Genomic DNA, 21,317 nt, shown 5'->3' on the forward strand with positions numbered 1-21,317 from the left:
TTGATATTAGCGACTAGGAGTTGCTGTTAAACGTATCTAAACCGCACGCTTGTGCGGTTTTTTTATCTTCTAATTTTGTTGGAAAAGATAGGGTAAATGTGGTGCCCACGTTTACTTCACTTTCTACGCTAATGGTTCCCCCCATCGCTTCAACGATGGAGAACGAGATATAAAGTCCTAATCCAGTGCCTTTGCCGGTTGGTTTGGTGGTGTAAAACGGTTCAAAGAGCTTTTGAAGGGCATGCTTTTCTATACCGCAGCCCGTATCTTTTACCGTTATGACGGTGTGATCTTTTTCTTCAAACGAAGAAATAGTTAATTTATCCCCATCTTCCATCGCTTGCGCAGCATTTACAAATAAATTGACTAATACTTGGTTTAATTTTCCTGTTTTTCCCTTAATTAAAGGCACATCGCTTAGGTGCTGTTGAATCTTTATTCGGTGCTTCAATTCACTGTTTACTAATCGCAAGGCGTGAGCTATGCAGTCGTTCACGTTTACGGTTTCATCATCGGGAATATCTGCATCGTGGGAAAAAGAGCGAAGACTGGTGATAATGTCTGTAACTCTATTTAGGCCTTCCTCTGATTCGCTGCAAATATCTGCAATTTCGTCGCTTAATGAATCAATCTTATTTTCAACCTTCCATTGTTTCGCAGCTTCAGCTACCTTCAGCCTCTCATCGTCGGTTGCGCTAGCCGCCAATTGTAAGACGATGTCTTGCATTTGCGATAGCGCAGGCAGCACGTTCCGTAAAAAGTGAATGTTGCTATTAATGAAAGCAACAGGGTTATTAATTTCATGGGCAACACCAGCGGCAAGTAAACCTAGCGATGCCATTTTTTCCGAATCGATAAGGCTTTTTTCTACAATGGCTTTTTCTTCTTTCAACCTCACCGTTTCAAGCGCCATTAGTTTAGCCTGCATCCCCATGGCCATTTGCTCGGTAAAGGTACGGTATCTGTTAGCCATATCCACAAATTCTTGGGTGTAATAACCCAGTGCTTTATGGCAAAACACGATAACTGCGTGTTGCTGATGTACTTTAAATGGACAATAAAGTACAGAGGTGACGGGCGTGTCGAATAAGGATAGGTGGCGTTGCCACGTCGTCTGCTGCTTAATGTTGAATAGTGCTATAGGTTCACTTTTAACCGCACGGGAGAGTGTGTCATCGATTTGCCATACGGTGTTAAGTAGCGGTGGATGGGTGCTGTTAATGCACCTCATTTTTCCAGAACTTTCGTTCTCAAGAACAAAGCAAACTTGATAATTATACAGTCCCTTGAACACACTAAACATTTTTTTATAAAGGTCTTGTTCGTCCTCTGCGGTAAGCAATACGCGAGTGCCTTCTAGCAAAGCATCGCTTTCCTTCTTATGGGCCTCAGCCTGCTGTTTAAGGCGGTAAACAAGCGCTAGATCTTCTAAAACATTTTCGTAATCTTTATTCATTGAGAGAACACTACCGCTGATATCATAAGGTTGCCGTGTCTGTTCTTGCCATCTAAAAAGCGCCCTTGCTCGCCAAAAGTAAACGGGCCGCAAATAGGTAATGATGGAAATTTTTCTTGCAGCGAATTCAGCATGAAATTAATTTCGTCTCCAACCATCAAGCGACATCCTGCGCAGTAAATCATTAAGACGCCAACAGGCTTTCTGTTTTCGGGCAGCAACATAACCGCATTGTTTATCACCCGCTCTGCACGAGAGGTAAGGCTAGAAATGCTACCTTCCATCAACACCAACTCTTCACCTTCTTCTACTTCTGAAAAAACATGTAGCGCACCACTTTTATCGACAGAATCGGGGTGGCACAGAAGGTAATTCACCGCGCCGTTGTCTAATTCTACTGGTCTGCCTAGCGGTGCTGACGATGTTAGTCCTAAAATTTGACCGCCGTATAGCTGTTGAGCGATAAGGTTATTGGTCGCTTTGTTATAAACGGTGCTTGCACCGCTATTGTTAAGCTGTTGTAGTTGGCGTCCTTTCGCTTTCGTTGCTTTAAATAGGATATCGGTTGGCTTGTATCCTGAGCTATAACTTACCCCTAATGGAGTAGAGGGATACATAACTGCAATTGCCACAGTGTGTGGTCCGCACGCGTCTCTTGTGACGGTTGTCCAGTCGCCTGAAACCGTGTTGTCAGCCATTGAACCACCGAAAATAGGAACTTGAGTCCCTACAATGCTGGCGAAACCTTCAAGTATTCTTTCTTCTTCTCCTGGCGGCAACGCACACCAAATCAACGCTGGGCTTTCATAAGGTCTTCCCGCATTGTTCAGCGCATTTTGTAACGCGATGGCGCCAGCTTCAAAGGCGCTGCAACAGGATGCGTCTGCACTTCCAACGCCATAGGCTCCACCATCGTCATTCACACAAAAAAGCGCTAATTGGCACCCCGCGTTAATGGTACTGCTGTCGCAAAGTAGCGCTCCTAGACAAGAGCTGGAAATGAAAGAAGGAACGGTAAACGCGCTAAGGCCATGTTGAAGCTCGTTAAAGGGTAGGTCTGCATTACCGTAGCCAATAACGAGTGAAGGTTTATTTTCACTAAATAACCTATCTATTTCGGACGCCATACTAGATGCGTCGTTACACTCCAACGAAAATGTTTGTATATACATTCGGCCTTTACCACTCAACCATACTCTTTAATAATAGATTGAAATTAAGAAAAGCTTATTAAACATTAGTTGAAGAGTTACACGAGTTACAGTAACCGTGTTGAAGAGAACTTATACCAATCCGCATAGATAAGTGCCCATTCAGAAGGCGCTGGCAAGTTTCCTAGCAAAGCGTGGGAATGCAGGAATGGTTGTTCCCTTTCAAATTCCCAGAATGAAGCTAGGAAGCTTGCCAGACCTTCCCGGCTTGCCAGACCTTCCCGAAGGGGGAGTTTAAAATGTCCGTACTCTTTGTTGTGTCACCTTGATGTAGAACCACTATACCTGCGGTAACACGCCGCGATTACGAAAATTTTAACTCTCGCTGAGTGGGTAATTATCTATGCGGACTGGTATTAATTATCGAGGTAAAACTTGTCGTGGAAGGTATAAACCCACGTTGGCTGGTAGATCACTAAAAGCGTTATCGCCATACCGTTTAACAGAGCTTCAGGAAAGACCAAAAGTGGTATAAGCAAAACATAGTTGTCAAAAATGATGTCCCAAGTATATGTACCTTCAATGTAATAAAACGCACCGAGCGTTAGCGTCTTTAATGCAATAGAAAGAGCGGCAGGGAAAAATGCACAAACAAAAATGTACACGAAAAGTTGTCGAGGGATACGGTGAAAAGAAAGCATATAAAATAGATAGGTTATGCCAATGGGTAGAACGGTGCCGAGTAGCCCGTTAACGCCAAAGTTTTCCCAACTTCCGTAGCCGACTGCGTTTGCGCCTAGTAGCGCGATAAAAGATGCAATAATAGCGTTTCTAAAGCCGAGCATTAATGTCAAAACTGAAAGGCCTAGAAAATGAACATCTAGGCCCTCGAAGATGCCTGCTTTAAACAACCAGAGAACGAAAAGCGAAGCAGCAGTACCAAAAATAAGGTGTTGCTGCTGCTTGTTACTCGCAAAATGAGTAAAGTCCACATGCCTGACCGCACCGAGTAAAAATACACTGTAAATCAGCAATGCTAGCAGTTGTAGTGAACTCACTTTTACTCCTTAGTTAATGGCGGGGAGCAGTATTTAGTACTGTTTACCCTTTATACTCAGCCCAAATAGGCGCGTGATCAGACGGCTTTTCAATGCCTCTCAGCTCATAATCAATACCGGCGTCATGTAGTTTTGCATGAAGCGGTTTTGTTGCCAAAATCAAATCTATGCGAAGGCCACGATTATCGTTGAATCCTTTTGAGCGGTAATCGAACCATGAAAACTTGTCGTTTGTCTCTGGGTTGAGTGTTCGAAAACTATCTTCAAAGCCCCAGTCAATTACTGTGTTCAACCACTCACGCTCTTCCGGCAAGAAGCTGCATTTTCCAGTTTTCAGCCAACGTTTGCGGTTGTCTTCACCAATACCAATGTCCAAGTCTGTATGAGAGATGTTGACATCGCCCATAACAATCACGTTGTCATCTGGTGTGTGGTTATCATCTAAATATGTCATTAAGTCTTTGTAGAACTTACGCTTAGCTGGGTACTTGGTTTCATGCTTTTCGTTTTCGCCTTGAGGGAAGTAACCATTTAGAACGGTAACGGGGTCGCCAGCATCATCGGTGGTTTTTAAAATAATCATGCGACGTTGTGCGTCTTCGTCATCTGTTGGGAAACCCATCGACACAGAAAGCGGCTCTTTCTTCGCCAAAAAAGCAACGCCGTAATGGCTCTTTTGTCCGTGGAAATAAACGTGATAGCCCATGGCCTCAACGGCTTCTACCGGAAACTGTTCGTTGTGAACTTTAATTTCCTGTAAGCCAATGATATCGGGTTGGTGTGCGTCGATAACCGCCTGAAGTTGATGTAGACGAGCGCGAATACCGTTTATATTAAATGAGATTACTTTCATGCTTTTTAGTGGTTGCTTCGAATTTAGCTAGAGTTTACCAGAAACTGCACGGCCGCTTAACGACGTTTTGCTACTATATTAATGCATTCAGTCGATTGGCTAGATTAAGTTTATTTATAGCTAATGGTGAAATCGCTGTGTATTAAAATCTCGTCATTAGCATAAATTTAGTTATCCCTTAATCACACGTTTGCCTCATGGTAGGGAGTGTCATTTGTTACCGTGCGCTTGCCGAGTGAAATCAAAAACTCAAACCAAGCATTTGCGTCTTGCACCGCGTTCTTAACAAAGCTTTCGTTATCTAGGCCGAGCTCGGATAAGAGTGTTTCTACTTCTTGTTTGAAAGACACCCATGCTTTGGCACATCCTGCCATCGCTTGATAATACTCGGTAGGAATATCTAACGTCATGGCTTCTAACCGCCTAACAATAATGTTGGCGCCCATTGATGAGCCCAACCATACATAGATGGCTGCGATGGCATGACTGGTGGTCGAATTTGAGCAAGGAGTTAACTGTGCGATAGCCTGGGCGTTTAAGCCTGGCTCATCTTTGTTTTTTATTCTTGTAGTAGGTTCGAGCTTGGCATGGGTGTCATTGTAATGTTGTTGAGCATAGAGTGTTGCGGACGACAACGCGTGGGTGTCATTATTAAGCGCTAGTAGAACAACTTCGCTATTGAGCATTGAGGCGATGCGGTTAAGGGAAGGGGTCTGGAGTGCAGCCTGTTTTACGGTTTCTGCTGTTGTTTGGTGAAACACCCTCATGACGTTAAGGATGGCAAGATAGGCCTCATGGTTAAACTCACTATCTTTGTGGTACATCGAGAAGGGAAAGGTATTTTCCAAGATAGCGTGGTTGGCATGGGTGTCTTGCTTAAGAGCAGTAAATAGATTGCGCATGAGGTAAAGGTCTTTGCGTTTAAGCTTTCATAGCGTTGGATGATTTGCTCTAACTTTATCATGGGTGTCTTCGTAACGGGCGAAAAATGTCAATGTTAATAATGGAATGGCTGATTGAGTGAAAGTCGGGAGATGATTCCCGTAATTTTAGGGGTTAACCTGGGTGTCTTCTTTATATTGTTTTTGATGATGAAGAAGAGCTACGGATGGGTGTCTTTGTAAGTGGGTTAGCCGAGGGGGCTTTTTTAACGCTTATTGCATTGCGCCTATTACTGGGGCAGGTATACTTGCCGCAAAATTTGAGATAGGTGAAATAACGTGTTTCCAGAAACAGTTGCAGACAAATTGAGTGATGCGGTTATCGAGCAAGCGATGAAGCTAAGTGCAGAAGACCGACAAGAGCTTGTAGTGAGCTACATTGCAAAAGCAAATGAAATTTGGATGGTGCAAGGTAGTGAAGGTTTTGTGATGTTTGAAGGTGGTGAAAGCGTTCAGCTACCAGTATTCCCGCATCACGATTTAGCTCAAAAGTTTGTAGATATAAACGAAATTGAAGGCCAATGCGTGAATATTATACTCGATGAGTTTATGCAAACTTGGTTGCCAGGCCTTGATAAGAATGGCGTTGAGCTAGTAATGTTCCCCACCACGAGTGATGTTGAAAACCTAGTTATGACTGCAGATGACTTAGCCTCAGAGCTTAACGGAAATTAAGCAAGGTACAGAGATCATGAGTTCTCTCGAAACTTTGCTTCCTCTGGCTTCATCTTTGGCTAACGCGAAAGGGTGGGACGATTTTACTCGTACACTGATGCTTGCGGGTAAATCGCTTGTCCCGCTTCCAGCGGAAAAACGTTTGGCTGAAACAGAAGTAGAAGGGTGTGAAAGCCCAGTATGGCTCACAACTTCTGACGAACAAGGCAATTTGATGGCTTACTCGCCTAGCAAAGTGATTCGCGGCGTGCTTGCAGTATTGTTAGAAAAAGCAAACGAGTTAACCCCGCAGCAGCGCAGTGAATTCGACTTTGAGAGATATTTGTCTCGCTGTCAGCTGGAACGCTACTTAAGTCAGTCCCGTGGAAACGGGATTAAATCTGTAATAGCTAAATTAAAGGGCATCTAGCCGCTAAACTAGTGGCTGCCATTATTTGTTTTTTGCTTCAATCCACTGGCTCATGTACTTGCTCGCTGTCAGTGTTTGATGCCACAACAAGCTTTGCATAAATAAACCGTTTCTATGCGTGTTAAGCGACTGTTTTAAACCAATGATTCTTTCAATTAACGGCACTTCGGGCTGTTCGCTTTCAAATGAGCTAAGTATTGATGCCGTTAAGCTACTAGCGCTATCCCACGTAGACTTATCATTGTGAAGTGCCACAGCTTGTTTGACGTAGTCTTGAATGACCACTGCGTCATTTGTATTCGCGCTACAAAGCGCACCAGGCCATTGCGCTAGCTGCTTTGGATCATCGATTTCCTGTATATTGCTATTAGCAGTGATTGAACCGGTTGAGGTGATACCTTCTGCGCCTATCCACGTGGTGATACTAGGAGTAGCGCAGCGCATCGCATCAATCAGCTTGCCTTTAATGCCTGCGCCAAATCGTAAAGGAGCAATCAGCACCTTTGCGCTCAACATTATAGACTCCACATTTTCGGCCCAACCTTTTACCAAAAAGCCTTGTTTTTCGTTGTGCAGTTGGGTGGCCTTTTTAGGCGGGTAAGCGCCGTATATATGCAATTCTGTTTTAGGTAGCGCTTTTCTTATCTCAGGCCATATGCTTTGCTTAAGTTGCAGGACCGCGTCCCAATTAGGCGCATGGCGAAAGTTTCCAATATGAACAAAGTGCGCTCTTTCCTCAAAAGGAAGCGTGACGAGGGGCGTTTTTCCTACAACAAGAGGGTGGTATTGGAGCTGCGCTCTAGGTACACCGTAATGTTCCGTCAAAAGCGCCATTTCTCGTTTTGAAATTACTAATGTAAGGTCGCTTCTTAGTATTGCTGCAACTTCTCTTTGCGCCAATTCGCCATTTAACTGAGCAAGGCGAGCATCATTGTCCTGTTTTACCGCTTCGTGCCTAGCCTGACGCAGGCTGTGTAAATCTTCAGTGTTTAAAACTCGAAGTGCATCTGGGCACGCTTCTTTTACTCGCCAGGAAAATTGCTCTTCTGTCATGTAGCGGTCGAATATAACAACGTCAGGCTTTATATGCGCTATTTGGCTATTAAAAGAACTGCAATTCAGTGCCACAGAATGCACATCAACGCCTAATGCTGTAAGGTCTTCTTTATGGTCGCTATCGGTGGCAGCGGTCAGAAATGTCACATTGAAATCGGCAGATAAGCAACGCTTAATAATAGCTAACATATTTTGGCCCGCGGCCGAAGAATTTGGCTCAGGCCACACATAACCGATAACAGCGACATTTAACATGGATGGATTACAACTTTTGCTTTAAGAATTTTGCCATCAAGGGCATAGTAAATAGTGTGCAAATACTACCATAAATTTGAATTGGTCATTACAAAAGCAAGTGTTCCTTAGAAAATCTAATTCTTATGGGTAATTACCCTAAGTTTTTCTGTGTATTAGAATTATTAGTATGTAAAAAGGGGCAAAAAGCTATAATACAGGCCTTCCAGAGATGCGCTGAATACACGAGTGTAGTGCGTATCAGCGGCGTTGCGTGAATTGTTGATGTTCAGCGTAAAGCAAGGTTTTCAAATTGAAAACGAGCCCCGCGGTATCAAGGCTTATGAAGGGTTTAGGTTAACTTAATGATTAGTAAAGAAATCATACTTTTTTACTAGTTGATACTTATTGACCAACTACATTTTTGTGCCTATACCTTAATGGACACAAGGCGAATGGACGTGCCTTCAACGCTATATTGACAAAGGCGGCATGAAAGAGAGTGCACGAATGAATTTAGATGAACTAGTTTCGAAAGCGGAAAACCTCTTTGTTTTACCTGATTCGGTAACTCGACTTAAAGCTTGTATGGATGATGAAGCTTCAAGCATTGACGACATCGGCGATATTATTGCTTTCGATCCGTCATTGGCAACGCAATTGCTAAGAGTAGCAAACTCAGCGCTCTATCGTTTTCCTAATAAAATAGACACCGTCACAAGAGCCATCCAGGTAGTGGGGACTCGCTCCACTTACGACTTGGCACTGGCTTATGGCGTAAGCCAAGCATTCAGTGATGTAGACGGTCAACGTATCGATCTCGACAAGTTTTGGGAGCAAAGTGTTTCGTGCGGTCTTCTGGCAAAGTACTTTGCGGATATGCGCAATATTCGTGAGCCTGAGCGACTCTTTGTTTCGGGGCTGCTTCACAACATAGGCGAGCTGGTAACCGTTTCGGTTTTGCCTGAGTCGGCAACCCGTTGTCAGGCATTCAACACCAGAGTAAGTCCTGCTGAACTTCAATTTGGAGTGCTAGGGTTCACGTATGCGGAATTATCGGCAAGATTAATTGAAAAGTGGGATATTCCAAGCTCTATTTATACGCCAATTGCCAGTATCCACAAAGAAGAGGAGGAGTCTGCTTCTACAGATGAGAAGATTCTACAACTCTCGTATGTGTTGGCACTCGATAACGTTAACCCTGAGATCTACCCGAGTTATCACAACTTAAAGCCAGAATTACATGAGGCATTGTCGCTTAATCGCGAAGATTTAGAAGACGCGCTAGATATAACCAATCTGCAGTGTATTTCGGTGATTTCCCTGTTTAACCCTAACGCGTTTATGCTGTATTAATGTAACGTTTTTAACGTGCTTTTCGAAATGCCGTAGCGATCAGTCGAAAATCGCTACGGTTTGCCTACTGATGGCAATTACTTCATTATCCTTATCCCAAATCGTCGCTTCAGTATGGCCATAACCATCTGCAGCTTGTCTTGTGTGAGCTTTATAAGCAAACCAGTCTGTCGGGCTTACCGGTTTGTGAGGATGGATAAATTCTAAGTTCCAACTTACTGTACTGGCTGGTGCCGGAAGCTTCATCATTTGTAAAAGTGTAGGTGGCCATGCGTCGATCATAGTAATGATATGTGCATCAGTGATGGCTTCGGGGGGCTGCTTGAAGCGCATAAAGCCGTGATAATGGCTGGTTTTTCTGCGCGTAAATGGAATGCCGCCATCTTCAATTGCCAAATCAAAATAGCGTAAGAATTTAGGCGTAACTTTAGGTATTTGCGGGATGAACTTTGCTTTACTCGGCTGAGGCATGTTGTGTGTATCTGTATTCTCAACTTGAATACCTGACTGACGCGCAACACCAAAACAGGCTTGCGAAAAAACACAGCTTTTGCCGTCTTGAATAGCATGAGCGGTGAACTGAGAGACATTTTTCCCTGTTCTAAGTAGCGTTACTTCGATAGAAAAAGGCGCTTCAAGAGACAGGGGACCAACAAAGTTGGTGGTAAAAGAGCGCAGCACGCGGTTATCAGTGACTTGCTGCTTTACTGCGGTGTAAAGCATACCGGCAGAAATTCCTCCAAACGCAGTTCGTCCCTGTCCCCACGTCTTAGGGATAACTAGTCCATCAACTTTCCATGTGTTTTCCGAAGTTTGAGATAATTGAGGAATATTGAGCAATTCATCTACTGTCATATTTGCTTGTCTGGTCTGATGAGTTAAGTGTTTGTCATCGTACCTTAAGCGCTATAGAACGAAAAGCCTCAGTTAGAAATTTTCGTTATGTTAACAAATAAGTAACAATTAGTTGTTTATTTTTTTGCCTAATGCATAGACTGGGCTATTGTCACCCAAAAGGACTGTTATGGCCCATACTCACGTTGAAGGTATTCCCGCTGCAGAAGCAGGAGCATCTAGAAGTTACCGGAATTACGTTCTATTCATATTAACCTTGGTGTATGCCTTTAACTTTATAGACAGGCAAATCATTGGGATTTTATCTCCTTTTATCAAAGCCGATTTAGGGTTAGATGACGCTCAACTTGGGTGGCTTAAAGGCATCTACTTTGCGCTACTTTATACCGTGATGGGGATCCCAATTGCATGGCTTGCCGACAGGTACAGCCGCGTTAATATTATTGCGATCTCTCTAACGCTTTGGAGTGGTTTTACCGCTGCATCTGGGTTAGCTGCCAATTACATGCAGCTTGCCATAGCACGTATTGGTGTCGGCATTGGTGAAGCGGGTGGTAGTCCACCGTCCCACAGTATTATTTCTGACTTATTCCCTAAAGAAAAACGCGCGGGCGCGCTCGCAATATACTCTTTAGGTATTCCTTTTGGCGTTATGCTTGCGTTCTTTGCATCAGCGTTCTTTTTACAGGGCGGTTCTGCCGACTGGCGAACGGTAATGTACAGCGTGGGTATTCCAGGGGTGTTACTGGCTATTTTGCTTAAGCTCACGGTCAAGGAACCTGCCAGAACGGTCTCTTTACCAAGCGCAGATGATGCGAATAAGCCGAGTGTAAAGTCGTCGCTCAAGATGCTACTGAAAATTCCGACGTGGTGGGGAATGGCACTGGGTATTTCCTTCGGCTCATTCGGTAACTATGCCATATCGACATGGGTAATTGATTACTACGTTCGCGCCTTTGCGGGTTTAGATATTACACAGTTGCTAATCGTTTTTGGCATTATCAACGGCACCGCCTATGCGCTCGGTGTATGGCTAGGAGGTTATATTGCTGACAGGTGGGGTAAGCACAATAAAAAAGCTTATGCGCTATTGCCCGCTATCGCGTTAATTATTGGTGTGCCGGCATTTTATGCATCGTTACAAGTGCAAGATTTGTGGGTATCAGTAGGGCTCATGGCGCTGTTGTTATTCACCAGTGGTTCATACCTAGGCCCAAGTTTTGCGATGGCACAGACACTGGCTCCAATAAACGTAAGAGCCATGTCGACAGCGTTGTTCTTCTTCGTATTGAACATCATTGCTCTGGGCGGTGGCCCAACGCTGACGGGTATTATTAGCCAAGCATTGGTGCCATCTTTAGGCGAGACGGAGGCATTGAGACAGGCACTCATCTACCTAGTAGTCCCTTACGCGCTTTCTATTGCTGTGTTCTTATGGACGAGCACGAAGATTGTAAAAGATTGGGAAATGGCAGAAGCCAGAGGCTTATAGTATTATCGAACTTCCATGCTAAGGGGCTGATTTAAAGCCCCTTTGTTGTTTGAGTATAGAGGAGTGTATTGGTGACGTCGTCAGAGTTGAGTTTTCATTTTGCCCATGCAAATGGATTTCCGGCAGGTAGTTATAATGCGATGTTTTCAGCGTTACCTGATCACTTTCACCGTCTTCATGTTGAGCGCTTCGGACACGATCCTCAGCTTCCTGTGAATGGTAACTGGCGCAATCAAGTTCAAGAACTTATCAAGCATATAAAAAAAGAGAACAAGGATCCGCGAGGCGTGTATGGTATTGGGCATTCATTTGGTGCTGTAATTACCTACATGGCGGCTTGCGAAGCGCCAGAGCTGTTCAGAGGCATCATTTTATTCGATCCGCCACTTGTTGTCGGCCCGTTAAGTTACTTTTTTAAATTCGCGAAACACACGCCGTTAATTAACAAGCTAACGCCAGCGAAACTCGCGCAAACACGCAATACCAGTTGGCCAAGCAATACTGATATGGTGGCGTACTTTCACAGCAAAGCATTGTTTAGGGATATGGATAAACGATGCGTGCGCGATTATGTAAAATCTGTAACTGCCTTGAAGGGGGACAATATTTCACTCACATTTCGTGCAGAAGTAGAAGCAGATTTGTTTCGCAATGTTCCGCACAATTTGGGTAAATATAAAGGAAAGCTTAAGTGTCCGGCCGTATTGGCGACTGGAAGCAAAAGTAACGTGTGTAAACCAGAAATGTATTCGCGGCTTCTGAAGCATAATGCTATTGAGCATAGCGTGCTCGATGGTGGCCATATGTTTCCACTAGAACACCCTGAGCAGGTAGCGAGCTTTATTGAGCGTACATTAACGCAGTGGAGTAATGAGGCGAATTAAATATTACAGAGATTGATTTAAGCGTTTTAAAGCCAAAATCAATCTCGCCATAACATTAGGATAAATGAGTTAGTCGTGCTTTCTAGGCTTGCTTAGTCCACCCACGGGTTGACCTAACATTTCTCGCGTCACCAGTACCACGCCTTTTTCAGATACGCGGAACCCACGTGCCTTGTCTTGCTCGTGATCGTAACCAATTGTAGTACCTTCAGGAATGACACAACCTCGATCGATAATCACCTTTCTCAGCTTGCAATGGCGTTTAATTTCCACATCAGGAAGAATAACGGCGTCTTCAATAAGGCCATAGGAATGTACACGTACGTTGGAAAAGCAAATAGATGAACGAAGTGTAGAGCCTGAAATTATACAGCCCCCAGAAACTACGGAGTTAATCGCTTCACCACGTCTGTCGTGGTCTTCCCAAACAAATTTTGCTGGTGGCAGTTGCTCTTGGTATGTCCATATGGGCCATTTTCTATCGTAGAGGTTCAATTGAGGTACAGGAGCAACCATTTCCATATTGGCTTCCCAAAATGAATCGATAGTACCTACATCGCGCCAATAGGCGTTGTCTCCGCCACTTTTCTCAAAAGGATAGGCGTATACAGGGTGGTCGGCGATGATTGATGGAATGATGTCTTTACCGAAGTCACGCTGCGAGCCCATATTTTCAGCATCAACACGTAATTGCTCGAATAAAAACTCTGTATCAAACACGTAATTGCCCATCGATGCTAAGCAGCGCGTTGGGTCATTAGGAAGTGGAGTCGGGTTAGCTGGCTTCTCTTCAAATCCGTTAATACGATAGTTTTCATCAACCGACATAACGCCAAACGCACCCGCGGCTTCTTCCAAGGGCACTGACATACATGAAACCGTCATTTTTGCACCAGACTCTTTGTGCTTGGCCAACATATCACCGTAGTCCATACGGTAGATGTGGTCGCCTGAAAGGATCATGACATATTTTGGAAGCTCATCACGAATGATATCTATGTTTTGGAAGACCGCGTCTGCGGTTCCTTCATACCAACTGTCGGAGAAACGTTGAGAAGCGGGTAGGATTTCTACAGATTCGCCAAGTTCCTTTTTGAAATGACCCCAACCGCGGACCAAGTGACGAATAAGAGAGTGCGACTTGTATTGGGTAACCACGCCTATTCGACGGATACCTGAATTAACGCAATTTGATAGCGGGAAATCGATAATTCTAAATTTACCGCCGAAATAAAGTGCCGGTTTGGCTCGCCAATTAGTGAGCTCGTGTAGTCTAGAACCTTTACCACCCGCGAGGATGAGCGCATATGTATCGCGAGTAAGGTTACTAATGTAACGAGAACTTTGATCTGCCATTTCCTATAAACTCCTGTAATAAAGCGACAACTGTGTATCGATAGAAATATAAAAAGAAAACGAAGTGTTGCGATTGACTGCGCTATGCATGATAGGCCTGATTGAACAGGCTTTCTTGATAACCTAAATCCATATTACACAAGATAATTTAGAATGACAGCGCGATTTTCATGCTTTGTGATAAAATGGTAAATGTTTTTAAAAAATTGTAGGTTGGGGGGCTCTCGCCCTTACAGAGACACCCACCCTAAGTCCCTTAATCTCATCCAATGGCATTCAACCGTTGCTCTTACAAAGACACCCACCCTTATCTCTTATTCTTAAGCTGGAATAAGCTTCTTGAATTAAAATTTTAGCATGACACCCATCGCTACTATGAGTTAGTTACTTAGTAAATTTGACGATAAAAAAGTTAGCGAGACACGCAACTCAATTTCATCACGAGCATGCAGAGATGACCTTTGATTAAAGCAAGTCACTGTGTAGACACCTATTTTTAAACTGTAGAAAGTTAGTCTACACTTTGCTCGATAAACGAAGTGGTTACTTCATGCATCATAAGGTTTTATTGCCGAGTGTCCTTTCTCGGTAACGCGAAAGAGAAGGCTCATAAGAGTTATTTTGAGTTTAAATTTGCTTTCAACTGCGTTAAACATGACGGAATGGGTGTCTATCTAACAGTAAAATGAGCAAGAAAGATCTTTAAGTGACAAATGTTAATTAAATGTTATATTTGTTGGGTCAATTCTTTTATGGAGTCTCAGATGGGAGCGTTAAAAAAACTCTTAATGGTCGTAGGTGTTGTTATCGTATTATTTGTCGCAACAAGCTTTTTTATTCCTAAAGATTACAGCGTTGAAAGAACAATTAATATTGATGCTCAGCCATCAGAAATATATCCCTATGTCGTTGATTTGAAAGAGTGGAAGAAATGGGGCGTGTGGTTCAAGCGTGATCCTGATATGAAACTTGATTATTCAGGGCCTGATAGGGCTATTGGGATGCGCTCAGAGTGGTTAAGTGAAACCGAGGGAAATGGAGAAATGGAGATTACGCAACTAGAGCATAACAGACGTGTGATGTACCGATTATATTTTCCCGATTTTGACATGGGGTCATCGGGCGTCGTAGAAATTGAGCCCACAGAAAATGGTTCTCTTGTAACCTGGAGAGATGAAGGTTCGGTAGACAATAACCCAATAAACAAATATTTTGCTTTGATGATGGACAGCATGATTGGTCCAGATTTCGAAATGGGTCTAGAAAATCTCAAAATACTCGCTGAAAACGCTGGGTAGTGCATACAACTTTCTGATCTGATTGAATAAGTGCACCGTATATGTTCAATCGAATTGCGGTGCATGTTTACCTTCCATGAAACAAAAAAATTTACTTATTACAGGCCTTTCGCTTAATAAACTAGCCGACCTTCTGATCTCTGCTAAAACAACATTGACCGCACTTCTTATTAGCATTGGCGCACCAGTTTGGATGATAGGCTGGCTGGTTCCAATTAGAGAGTCGGGCGCGCTTTTGCCTCAAGTACTTATTAGCATTTATCTTCGAAAACATACTCAGCGGCACTTGGTTTGGCGTGTCGGTATGCTCACACAAACGCTTTCAGTTTTCTTTATGCTGCTGGCGGTCATTTCATTTTCAGGGGGCTTGGCGGGTACCTTGATACTTATTTCCCTTGTCTTCTTGAGCCTGGGTCGCTCTGCCTGTTCTCTTACCGTGAAAGATATGGAGGCTGACGTAGCTAAGAAAGGAGAGCGGGGAAATCTAATCGGAATTGCATCTACAGTTTCAGGCATGGTCACCCTTGTTATCGCTATACCTTTGGCAATTTACGACGGCTCTCTTTCTTCGAACGTGCTGCTGATAGTCTTGTGCGGGAGTCTTTTGTCATTTGTTTTGACCCTTATATGTGTATGGCCTGTTAAAACCACGGTTGATGTGGGTGATAAAGAGGAGAAAGCGTTCAGTATTGACTTCGACGCCACGGTTTACAAATTCATTTTGGTAAGAGGGCTTTTCGTTCACTCAGCCTTGGTTGCGCCTTATTTCATGATAGAAAAAAATGGAGATGTAAAAGAGCTGCTTCCTATTTATATAGGAGCCGAAGCAACTGCTGCTCTTCTATCATCAATAATTTGGGGAAAGATTGCAGACAAAAGCGCAAAGTTAACACTTCAAATTTCAGGGTTACTCGCAATAATTTCATGCATTGGTTTGCTTACATTGCAAACGACGACGATTGTAACCTCTGCACTGTTGTTTTTCTTGTTATCGGTATCCCATGCTGGCGTAAGAACCGGACGGAAAACATATAGTTTAGATGTTAAAGAAGGCCATGAAAGAACAGAGCTGGTCGGCTTCTCAAACACGGCTATAGGTATGATTTTATTAGCATTCGGTGCACTTTACGCTGCATTAACCCCTGTTTTAACCTTTTCAGTGGTTTATATTATGGCTGGTATGCTGTTACTGGCAATTATCACTACTGTTATCTTACCTGACGAGAAGTAGAATGGTTTAGTCAAAGCATATCGCTGCCGAAGATATTTTGGCCATTCGTTTTCTTTTAGTATTTGCTTGGAACTTCCGCATAGATGAACCGTCTCCTGCCGCGACTGAAAACATGTTTTCGAAATCACTGATAATGTGATGCCAATGATGTTGGCATACACCAAGAGGTTTTACATGTTGAATGGGTCTCGTTTGAGCGGCTGTCGAATCGGTGTCGCGTAACAGTTCGATTGACTGGTTAAGAAGATCGCAATAGTCATTCAACGTTAAATCTAAGCCGCGAGTGTTTCTACATCGTTGGTGGCTCTTTAATGGCATTAACCCTTTTATTGTCTTGTTTTGTGAAATATTCGTGTTCAATCTTTTATTAATGCTTGTGTGATATGAGTCTTGTAAGCCCGTTGCGACCTTTGCGCGTATAGGGTTTAAGTCAACATATGCCATACATGACAGTAGGGCTTTTTCTGTTAGCAGTGCTTGTGAGCGGAAGCGACCTTCCCAAAATCTGCCAGTACAATCGTCCTCTTCGTTTGCTTTTCTCGCAATATATTCGTTTAAATCTCTCATAAACCAGCTTATGTCGTAGAGCCTTTTTCTATACACATCAGCAGTACTTTTAACTGTCTCATACTCACTTTCGCTCAAGATTTCGCCCTTCATAAACTTTTGAGTAAGTACGGTTCCTTTGTGCATTTTATGCCATTGAAGTAACACAGTTTGTAATGACCATGAGAGCGCTGCCTCTTTATTCACGCATAAAACGATATGGACATGGTTGCTCATAACAGCGTAAGCACAAATATCTATCGCGAATACCCGGCTCAAAAATAACAGCCGTTGTTCTACCCACGATTTTCGATGCTCGTAACTAATTCTATTGTTTCGGTCGTACCCGCATAAGTAGCTACGGCGCACGCAGCGAGATATACAATGATAGTAGGGTGTATCTTTTAAACTAATGAGGGATTTTCTGCTTTGAGCCATGTTAGATAAATGCAAGGTAATTAGTCATTGTGTGACCTTAGCATTGTGAATATTCAGTTGTGACCTGACCGATGGACTTGTTTTGTTTTAGAAGAGACACCCAACGTAAGACTTTTCGATGAAAAGTAATGAATATTTGAAGAGACATCCATTGCAAAGCTAACTAGCTGAGCGTGAAAGAATGTATTTTTGAGTTTGTGCCGATAAACTTATAAAGACACCCATTACATAAACGGTGATTTAAAGTGAAACTTCACAATTAGGGTGGGTGTCTTTCTTAGAGGGAGCGTATTACCGCATCCCCCATCAGTTTTTTATTTTGCTAGAAGCGCATTAGCTGCTTTCGACACGGGAGAGCGGCCTAAAAGTTCTGAAATGTAAGAAGACGCTTTTAACAATTTCGCCATGTCTATACCTGTTGATATACCCATACCGTTCAACATATATAGGACGTCTTCAGTTGCAACATTCCCACTTGCACCTTTGGCATACGGGCAGCCGCCCAGTCCTGCAATAGCTGAATCAATGGAAGAGATGCCGTATCCAAGGGCAGTGTATAAATTTACTAGCGCTTGTCCGTAAGTATCATGGAAATGGGCGGCAACTTTGCTGACATTAATCTCGTTTAAGACGTCATCTAATAGCAGTTTTGTAGACATTGGTGTACCCACGCCGATAGTATCGCCGAGGGATACTTCGTAACACCCCATATCAATAAGTTCCTTACTCACCTGTGTAACGGCACTAGGTGAAATTTCACCTTCATAAGGACACCCCATTACGCATGAAACGTAGCCCCTCACTTTGATTTTGTTTTCGCTTGCCAGGTCAAACACAGCCTCGAAACGCTTTAAGCTATCGCTTATAGAGCAGTTAATGTTCTTTTGTGAAAAGGACTCAGAGGCAGCACCGAATACTGCAACCTCTTTCGCACCCGCTTCAATGGCTGCTTCCAAGCCCTTAAGGTTGGGTGTCAATGCAGAATAATGAATCTTGTCTTCGGGGCTAAGCGCCTTAAAAACCGCACCCGAGTTCGCCATTTGGGGCACCCATTTGGGCGATACAAAGCTTCCTGCTTCGATACGGTTAAGGCCAGTTTTAGAAAGAAGTTGAATAAGTTCAATCTTTTGTTCGGCGCTTAAGGCCTGTTTTTCATTCTGAAGGCCATCTCGAGGACCTACTTCAACAATACTCACTTCTTTAGGAAACATCACATCAAACCTCGGCAGCTTCTTTAGTGGAGAACGCCAACAGTGTTGCGCCACCGTCAACTAGGTCACCGGGATTGAAAAAGAACTCTTCCACTGCACCATCGTGCGGGGCAATGATGCTGTGCTCCATTTTCATCGCTTCCATAACAAGTATAGGCTCGCCTTTTTTGACCAACACACCCTTTTCGACCAAATGCGCTACTATGGTTCCGTTCATCGGAGCACTGAAATTAGCGTCGCCATTATCATCGTTATCATCACCAAGAGATGCTGAGATTAGGGTGAACTTAGCATGGGTGTCTTTGTTGAAGAGTGTAAACACGCCATCATTATCTGAATACGTAAATGTTGATTTGTACCCATTAATCGTTGCATGCAAAGCACTATCTACCAGCTTGCCAGTAACGTCATAGGAATTGTCCCCAACAGTTAGCTCCCAAGCATCTTCAGTTCCGTGACGCTGGTGTCTGACCTCAACATGCACCTCTTCTTGGTTGCAAAGCAATGTAAGAGTTTCTGTGTGATTTGCGTTAGCACGCCACGCACCGGCGGTTGACCACACAGATGGGGTTTTATCGCTTCTAGAAACTTTTCTATTTAAAAGTGAAAGCAATGCCATCACAGGAATGTTTACTTGGGTGTCATCGCTAGCTGCATCATTACTTGTCGCGCTAAACAACGAATCATGGTGTTTCTCCACAAACGTAGTTGTAAGCTCAGCGGCAACGAACGCAGGGTGTGTAGCGACACGCTTTAAGAAGTCGATGTTTGTGCTTACACCGTCAATATAGTAGTCACCCAATGCACTAATTAAGCGCTTAAGCGCTATCTCACGGTTCTCTCCCCAAACCACAAGCTTGGCAATCATAGGGTCGTAAAAAACGCTTACCTCATCACCTTCAACGACACCTGTGTCAACGCGAACTACGTCATTTTCTTTTGGCGTACGTAAAAGGCACAGCGTGCCGGTAGAAGGCAGAAACTCGTTGTTTGGATCTTCAGCATAAATGCGCGCTTCGAATGCGTGTCCTGTTAAGATGAGTTCATTTTGTTGTTTGGGAAGGGGCTTTCCTTCGGCAATAGTTAATTGCCAGTGAACCAAGTCCTCACGGGTGATCATTTCTGTCACAGGATGCTCTACTTGCAAGCGTGTATTCATTTCCATGAAGTAAAATGAATCGTCTTCATCAAGTAAAAACTCGACCGTTCCCGCACCTACGTAGTTAATGGCTTTCGCCGCGAGTATCGCCGCTTCACCCATTTTTTCTCTCACTGACTGAGACATATTGGGGGCAGGGGCTTCTTCAATAATCTTTTGGTGTCGGCGTTGAACTGAACAATCACGTTCAAAAAGGTATACGCCGTTGCCATGGGTGTCACAGAAAACTTGAATTTCAACATGACGAGGGCGGGTCAGGTACTTTTCAACCAGCATGTGGTCGTCACCAAAGCTCGCCATAGATTCACGTTTGGCTGCGTTTAATGCTTGAGAAAACTCTTTTTCACTCCAAACTTGGCGCATGCCCTTACCGCCACCGCCAGCAGCGGCTTTTAATAGGACTGGGTAGCCCATATCATCGGCAGCGCCTTTCAATACCGCTTCACTTTGATCGTCGCCGTGATAGCCTGGAACTAAAGGAACACCTGCTTTTTCCATAATGTGTTTAGCGGCTGACTTAGATCCCATCGCTTCAATTGCAGATGCTGGTGGGCCTACAAAGATAATATTGTTTTTGGCGCATAGATTCGCAAACTCAGCATTTTCCGAGAGAAAGCCGTAGCCTGGGTGGATAGCGTCTACACCAAGCTTCTTTGCTTTTTCAATGATCAACTCGCCTCGTAAATAACTTTCCTTCGACGGAGATGGCCCTAGATAAATAGCTTCATCAGCCATTTGTACATGAAGGGCATTTTTGTCGGCGTCAGAGTAAACGGCGACCGTCTTTATACCTAGAGCGTTGGCTGTCTTTATAACGCGGCATGCAATTTCACCACGGTTTGCAATTAGTAATTTATTTATCATTCTTAACCTCCACCCATGAAGCACTGCGCTTTTCTAAAAAGGCTGACAGACCTTCTTGACCTTCTTCAGATGTCCTAACTTGTGCGATAAGTTTACTTGTCTTTGTGAGAAGCGCATCGTTAATCTCTTGCGTAGACACCCATTGCACTAAGTCTTTTGCTTTCGCCACTGCTTGGGGGCCGTTTTTCAGTATGTTTGATAAAATATTGTCGATAGTGCTATCGAGTTCGTCTTCTGTTACTGATTCGCTCAAAAGTCCAAGTCGTCTTGCTCTGCGCGCAGAAAATACTTCAGCGGTCTGGAAGTAGCGTCGGCATACTCGTGCGCCCATTGCTTCGACAACGTAAGGGCTGATGGTTGCTGGAATAAGGCCAATTTTAACTTCACTTAAGCAAAATTTACTGAGCTTGCTTCCAATAGCAATATCGCAACATGCAATTAAACCAACAGCACCGCCAAAAGCTGCGCCTTGTATTCTTGCTATTGTGGGCTTCGGCATTTTATAAAGCGTCTGCAGCATAGTTGCTAATGCAAGTGCATCACTTTCATTTTGCGCTTCGGTATAACTGGCCATTTTTTTCATCCAGTTAAGATCGGCTCCTGCACTAAAACTTTTGCCTTCAGCTCTTAGGATTAGTGCCCTAACGCTTTTATCTTCCCCCGCTTTTTTAAAAACGCGAGTAAGTTCGTTTATCATTTCGTCGTCAAAGGCATTATGTTTTTCAGCTCTGTTTAAAGTAACAGTGGCAATGTTTCTTTCATCTACGCTGTAAATCACTGATTGTTCCATTACC

General features: G+C 43.7%; 20 protein-coding genes. 8 read left to right on the plus strand and 12 right to left on the minus strand.

What is annotated here, in order from left to right; genetic code table 11:
- Window positions 1-13: 13 nt before the first annotated feature.
- Both F0261_RS12685 and F0261_RS12690 read right to left on the minus strand, forming a co-directional pair.
- Window positions 14-1,456: an ATP-binding protein gene (locus F0261_RS12685; protein ID WP_171338144.1), complete on the minus strand. Its 1,443-nt coding sequence runs from the start codon at window positions 1,454-1,456 to the stop codon at window positions 14-16.
- Window positions 1,453-2,628, minus strand: a complete 1,176-nt coding sequence (locus F0261_RS12690; RefSeq protein WP_171338145.1) for an FIST C-terminal domain-containing protein — start codon at window positions 2,626-2,628, stop codon at window positions 1,453-1,455. Before F0261_RS12690 ends, F0261_RS12685 begins: the two co-directional genes overlap by 4 nt.
- Window positions 2,629-2,761: 133 nt before the next feature.
- Between F0261_RS12690 and F0261_RS12695 the strand changes: the two genes are divergently transcribed.
- Window positions 2,762-2,905 (plus strand): hypothetical protein, encoded by a 144-nt coding sequence (locus F0261_RS12695; RefSeq protein ID WP_171338146.1) that lies wholly within the window; start codon window positions 2,762-2,764, stop codon window positions 2,903-2,905.
- 118 nt (window positions 2,906-3,023) lie between these two features.
- Here F0261_RS12695 and F0261_RS12700 read toward each other — a convergent pair whose 3' ends face one another.
- The 3 genes from F0261_RS12700 to F0261_RS12710 form a co-directional block, all read right to left on the minus strand.
- Window positions 3,024-3,665, minus strand: a complete 642-nt coding sequence (locus F0261_RS12700) for an energy-coupling factor ABC transporter permease (protein ID WP_171338147.1) — start codon at window positions 3,663-3,665, stop codon at window positions 3,024-3,026.
- Between the two features lie 43 nt (window positions 3,666-3,708).
- Window positions 3,709-4,518 carry an exodeoxyribonuclease III gene (gene xthA, locus F0261_RS12705; protein ID WP_171338148.1) on the minus strand — a complete coding sequence of 270 codons (810 nt, stop codon included), beginning with the start codon at window positions 4,516-4,518 and terminating at the stop codon, window positions 3,709-3,711.
- A gap of 182 nt (window positions 4,519-4,700) precedes the next feature.
- Complete coding sequence (locus F0261_RS12710) at window positions 4,701-5,420, minus strand: hypothetical protein (protein ID WP_171338149.1); 720 nt, start codon at window positions 5,418-5,420, stop codon at window positions 4,701-4,703.
- A gap of 318 nt (window positions 5,421-5,738) precedes the next feature.
- Between F0261_RS12710 and F0261_RS12715 the strand changes: the two genes are divergently transcribed.
- On the plus strand, window positions 5,739-6,134 hold the full coding sequence (locus F0261_RS12715) for a DUF2750 domain-containing protein (RefSeq protein ID WP_014979057.1): 396 nt from the start codon (window positions 5,739-5,741) through the stop codon (window positions 6,132-6,134).
- Between the two features lie 16 nt (window positions 6,135-6,150).
- A complete protein-coding gene (locus F0261_RS12720) occupies window positions 6,151-6,543 on the plus strand; it encodes a SufE family protein (protein ID WP_014979058.1) in 393 nt (130 codons plus the stop codon).
- A gap of 21 nt (window positions 6,544-6,564) precedes the next feature.
- Here F0261_RS12720 and F0261_RS12725 read toward each other — a convergent pair whose 3' ends face one another.
- The gene (locus F0261_RS12725) at window positions 6,565-7,854 is read right to left on the minus strand and encodes a glycosyltransferase (RefSeq protein WP_014979059.1); all 1,290 of its coding nucleotides are present in this window, start codon (window positions 7,852-7,854) and stop codon (window positions 6,565-6,567) included.
- 489 nt (window positions 7,855-8,343) lie between these two features.
- Here F0261_RS12725 and F0261_RS12730 point away from each other — a divergent pair, with 489 nt between their 5' ends.
- Window positions 8,344-9,189: an HDOD domain-containing protein gene (locus tag F0261_RS12730; RefSeq protein WP_014976262.1), complete on the plus strand. Its 846-nt coding sequence runs from the start codon at window positions 8,344-8,346 to the stop codon at window positions 9,187-9,189.
- 39 nt (window positions 9,190-9,228) lie between these two features.
- Here F0261_RS12730 and F0261_RS12735 read toward each other — a convergent pair whose 3' ends face one another.
- Window positions 9,229-10,044, minus strand: coding sequence for an acyl-CoA thioesterase II (locus F0261_RS12735; protein WP_171338150.1), 816 nt, complete (start codon window positions 10,042-10,044; stop codon window positions 9,229-9,231).
- A 169-nt stretch (window positions 10,045-10,213) separates the two neighbouring features.
- Between F0261_RS12735 and F0261_RS12740 the strand changes: the two genes are divergently transcribed.
- Together F0261_RS12740 and F0261_RS12745 are read left to right on the plus strand one after the other, a co-directional pair.
- A complete protein-coding gene (locus F0261_RS12740; RefSeq protein ID WP_014979061.1) occupies window positions 10,214-11,536 on the plus strand; it encodes an MFS transporter in 1,323 nt (440 codons plus the stop codon).
- A gap of 71 nt (window positions 11,537-11,607) precedes the next feature.
- Window positions 11,608-12,420: an alpha/beta fold hydrolase gene (locus tag F0261_RS12745; protein WP_014976265.1), complete on the plus strand. Its 813-nt coding sequence runs from the start codon at window positions 11,608-11,610 to the stop codon at window positions 12,418-12,420.
- Window positions 12,421-12,489: 69 nt separating this feature from the next.
- Here F0261_RS12745 and glgC read toward each other — a convergent pair whose 3' ends face one another.
- Window positions 12,490-13,776 carry a glucose-1-phosphate adenylyltransferase gene (glgC, locus tag F0261_RS12750; RefSeq protein WP_171338151.1) on the minus strand — a complete coding sequence of 429 codons (1,287 nt, stop codon included), beginning with the start codon at window positions 13,774-13,776 and terminating at the stop codon, window positions 12,490-12,492.
- Window positions 13,777-14,540: 764 nt separating this feature from the next.
- Between glgC and F0261_RS12755 the strand changes: the two genes are divergently transcribed.
- Window positions 14,541-15,074: an SRPBCC family protein gene (locus tag F0261_RS12755; RefSeq protein WP_014976267.1), complete on the plus strand. Its 534-nt coding sequence runs from the start codon at window positions 14,541-14,543 to the stop codon at window positions 15,072-15,074.
- Window positions 15,075-15,150: 76 nt separating this feature from the next.
- On the plus strand, window positions 15,151-16,305 hold the full coding sequence (locus tag F0261_RS12760; protein ID WP_014979064.1) for an MFS transporter: 1,155 nt from the start codon (window positions 15,151-15,153) through the stop codon (window positions 16,303-16,305).
- Between the two features lie 6 nt (window positions 16,306-16,311).
- Here F0261_RS12760 and F0261_RS12765 read toward each other — a convergent pair whose 3' ends face one another.
- From F0261_RS12765 to F0261_RS12780, 4 genes are all read right to left on the minus strand, one after another.
- Window positions 16,312-16,998 (minus strand): hypothetical protein, encoded by a 687-nt coding sequence (locus F0261_RS12765; RefSeq protein ID WP_014979065.1) that lies wholly within the window; start codon window positions 16,996-16,998, stop codon window positions 16,312-16,314.
- 605 nt (window positions 16,999-17,603) lie between these two features.
- Window positions 17,604-18,500, minus strand: coding sequence for a hydroxymethylglutaryl-CoA lyase (locus F0261_RS12770; protein WP_014979066.1), 897 nt, complete (start codon window positions 18,498-18,500; stop codon window positions 17,604-17,606).
- Between the two features lie 4 nt (window positions 18,501-18,504).
- Complete coding sequence (locus tag F0261_RS12775; protein ID WP_014979067.1) at window positions 18,505-20,523, minus strand: acetyl/propionyl/methylcrotonyl-CoA carboxylase subunit alpha; 2,019 nt, start codon at window positions 20,521-20,523, stop codon at window positions 18,505-18,507.
- Entirely contained in the window at window positions 20,513-21,313 is an 801-nt protein-coding gene (locus F0261_RS12780) for an enoyl-CoA hydratase/isomerase family protein (RefSeq protein ID WP_014979068.1), read from the minus strand. Before F0261_RS12780 ends, F0261_RS12775 begins: the two co-directional genes overlap by 11 nt.
- Between the last annotated feature and the right edge of the window lie 4 nt (window positions 21,314-21,317).

It is taken from the genome of Alteromonas sp. 07-89-2 (assembly GCF_013113925.1).
Taxonomy (GTDB): Bacteria; Pseudomonadota; Gammaproteobacteria; order Enterobacterales; family Alteromonadaceae; genus Alteromonas; species Alteromonas macleodii.

Bases quoted from the DNA above. Each gene is read 5' to 3' on its own strand.
- F0261_RS12685 (WP_171338144.1), bottom strand. From the start codon at position 1,456: ATGAATAAAGATTACGAAAATGTTTTAGAAGATCTAGCGCTTGTTTAC.
- F0261_RS12690 (WP_171338145.1), bottom strand. From the start codon at position 2,628: ATGTATATACAAACATTTTCGTTGGAGTGTAACGACGCATCTAGTATG.
- xthA (WP_171338148.1), bottom strand. From the start codon at position 4,518: ATGAAAGTAATCTCATTTAATATAAACGGTATTCGCGCTCGTCTACAT.
- F0261_RS12710 (WP_171338149.1), bottom strand. From the start codon at position 5,420: ATGCGCAATCTATTTACTGCTCTTAAGCAAGACACCCATGCCAACCAC.
- F0261_RS12720 (WP_014979058.1), top strand. From the start codon at position 6,151: ATGAGTTCTCTCGAAACTTTGCTTCCTCTGGCTTCATCTTTGGCTAAC.
- F0261_RS12725 (WP_014979059.1), bottom strand. From the start codon at position 7,854: ATGTTAAATGTCGCTGTTATCGGTTATGTGTGGCCTGAGCCAAATTCT.
- F0261_RS12730 (WP_014976262.1), top strand. From the start codon at position 8,344: ATGAATTTAGATGAACTAGTTTCGAAAGCGGAAAACCTCTTTGTTTTA.
- F0261_RS12735 (WP_171338150.1), bottom strand. From the start codon at position 10,044: ATGACAGTAGATGAATTGCTCAATATTCCTCAATTATCTCAAACTTCG.
- F0261_RS12740 (WP_014979061.1), top strand. From the start codon at position 10,214: ATGGCCCATACTCACGTTGAAGGTATTCCCGCTGCAGAAGCAGGAGCA.
- glgC (WP_171338151.1), bottom strand. From the start codon at position 13,776: ATGGCAGATCAAAGTTCTCGTTACATTAGTAACCTTACTCGCGATACA.
- F0261_RS12755 (WP_014976267.1), top strand. From the start codon at position 14,541: ATGGGAGCGTTAAAAAAACTCTTAATGGTCGTAGGTGTTGTTATCGTA.
- F0261_RS12760 (WP_014979064.1), top strand. From the start codon at position 15,151: ATGAAACAAAAAAATTTACTTATTACAGGCCTTTCGCTTAATAAACTA.
- F0261_RS12765 (WP_014979065.1), bottom strand. From the start codon at position 16,998: ATGCACAAAGGAACCGTACTTACTCAAAAGTTTATGAAGGGCGAAATC.
- F0261_RS12770 (WP_014979066.1), bottom strand. From the start codon at position 18,500: ATGTTTCCTAAAGAAGTGAGTATTGTTGAAGTAGGTCCTCGAGATGGC.
- F0261_RS12775 (WP_014979067.1), bottom strand. From the start codon at position 20,523: ATGATAAATAAATTACTAATTGCAAACCGTGGTGAAATTGCATGCCGC.
- F0261_RS12780 (WP_014979068.1), bottom strand. From the start codon at position 21,313: ATGGAACAATCAGTGATTTACAGCGTAGATGAAAGAAACATTGCCACT.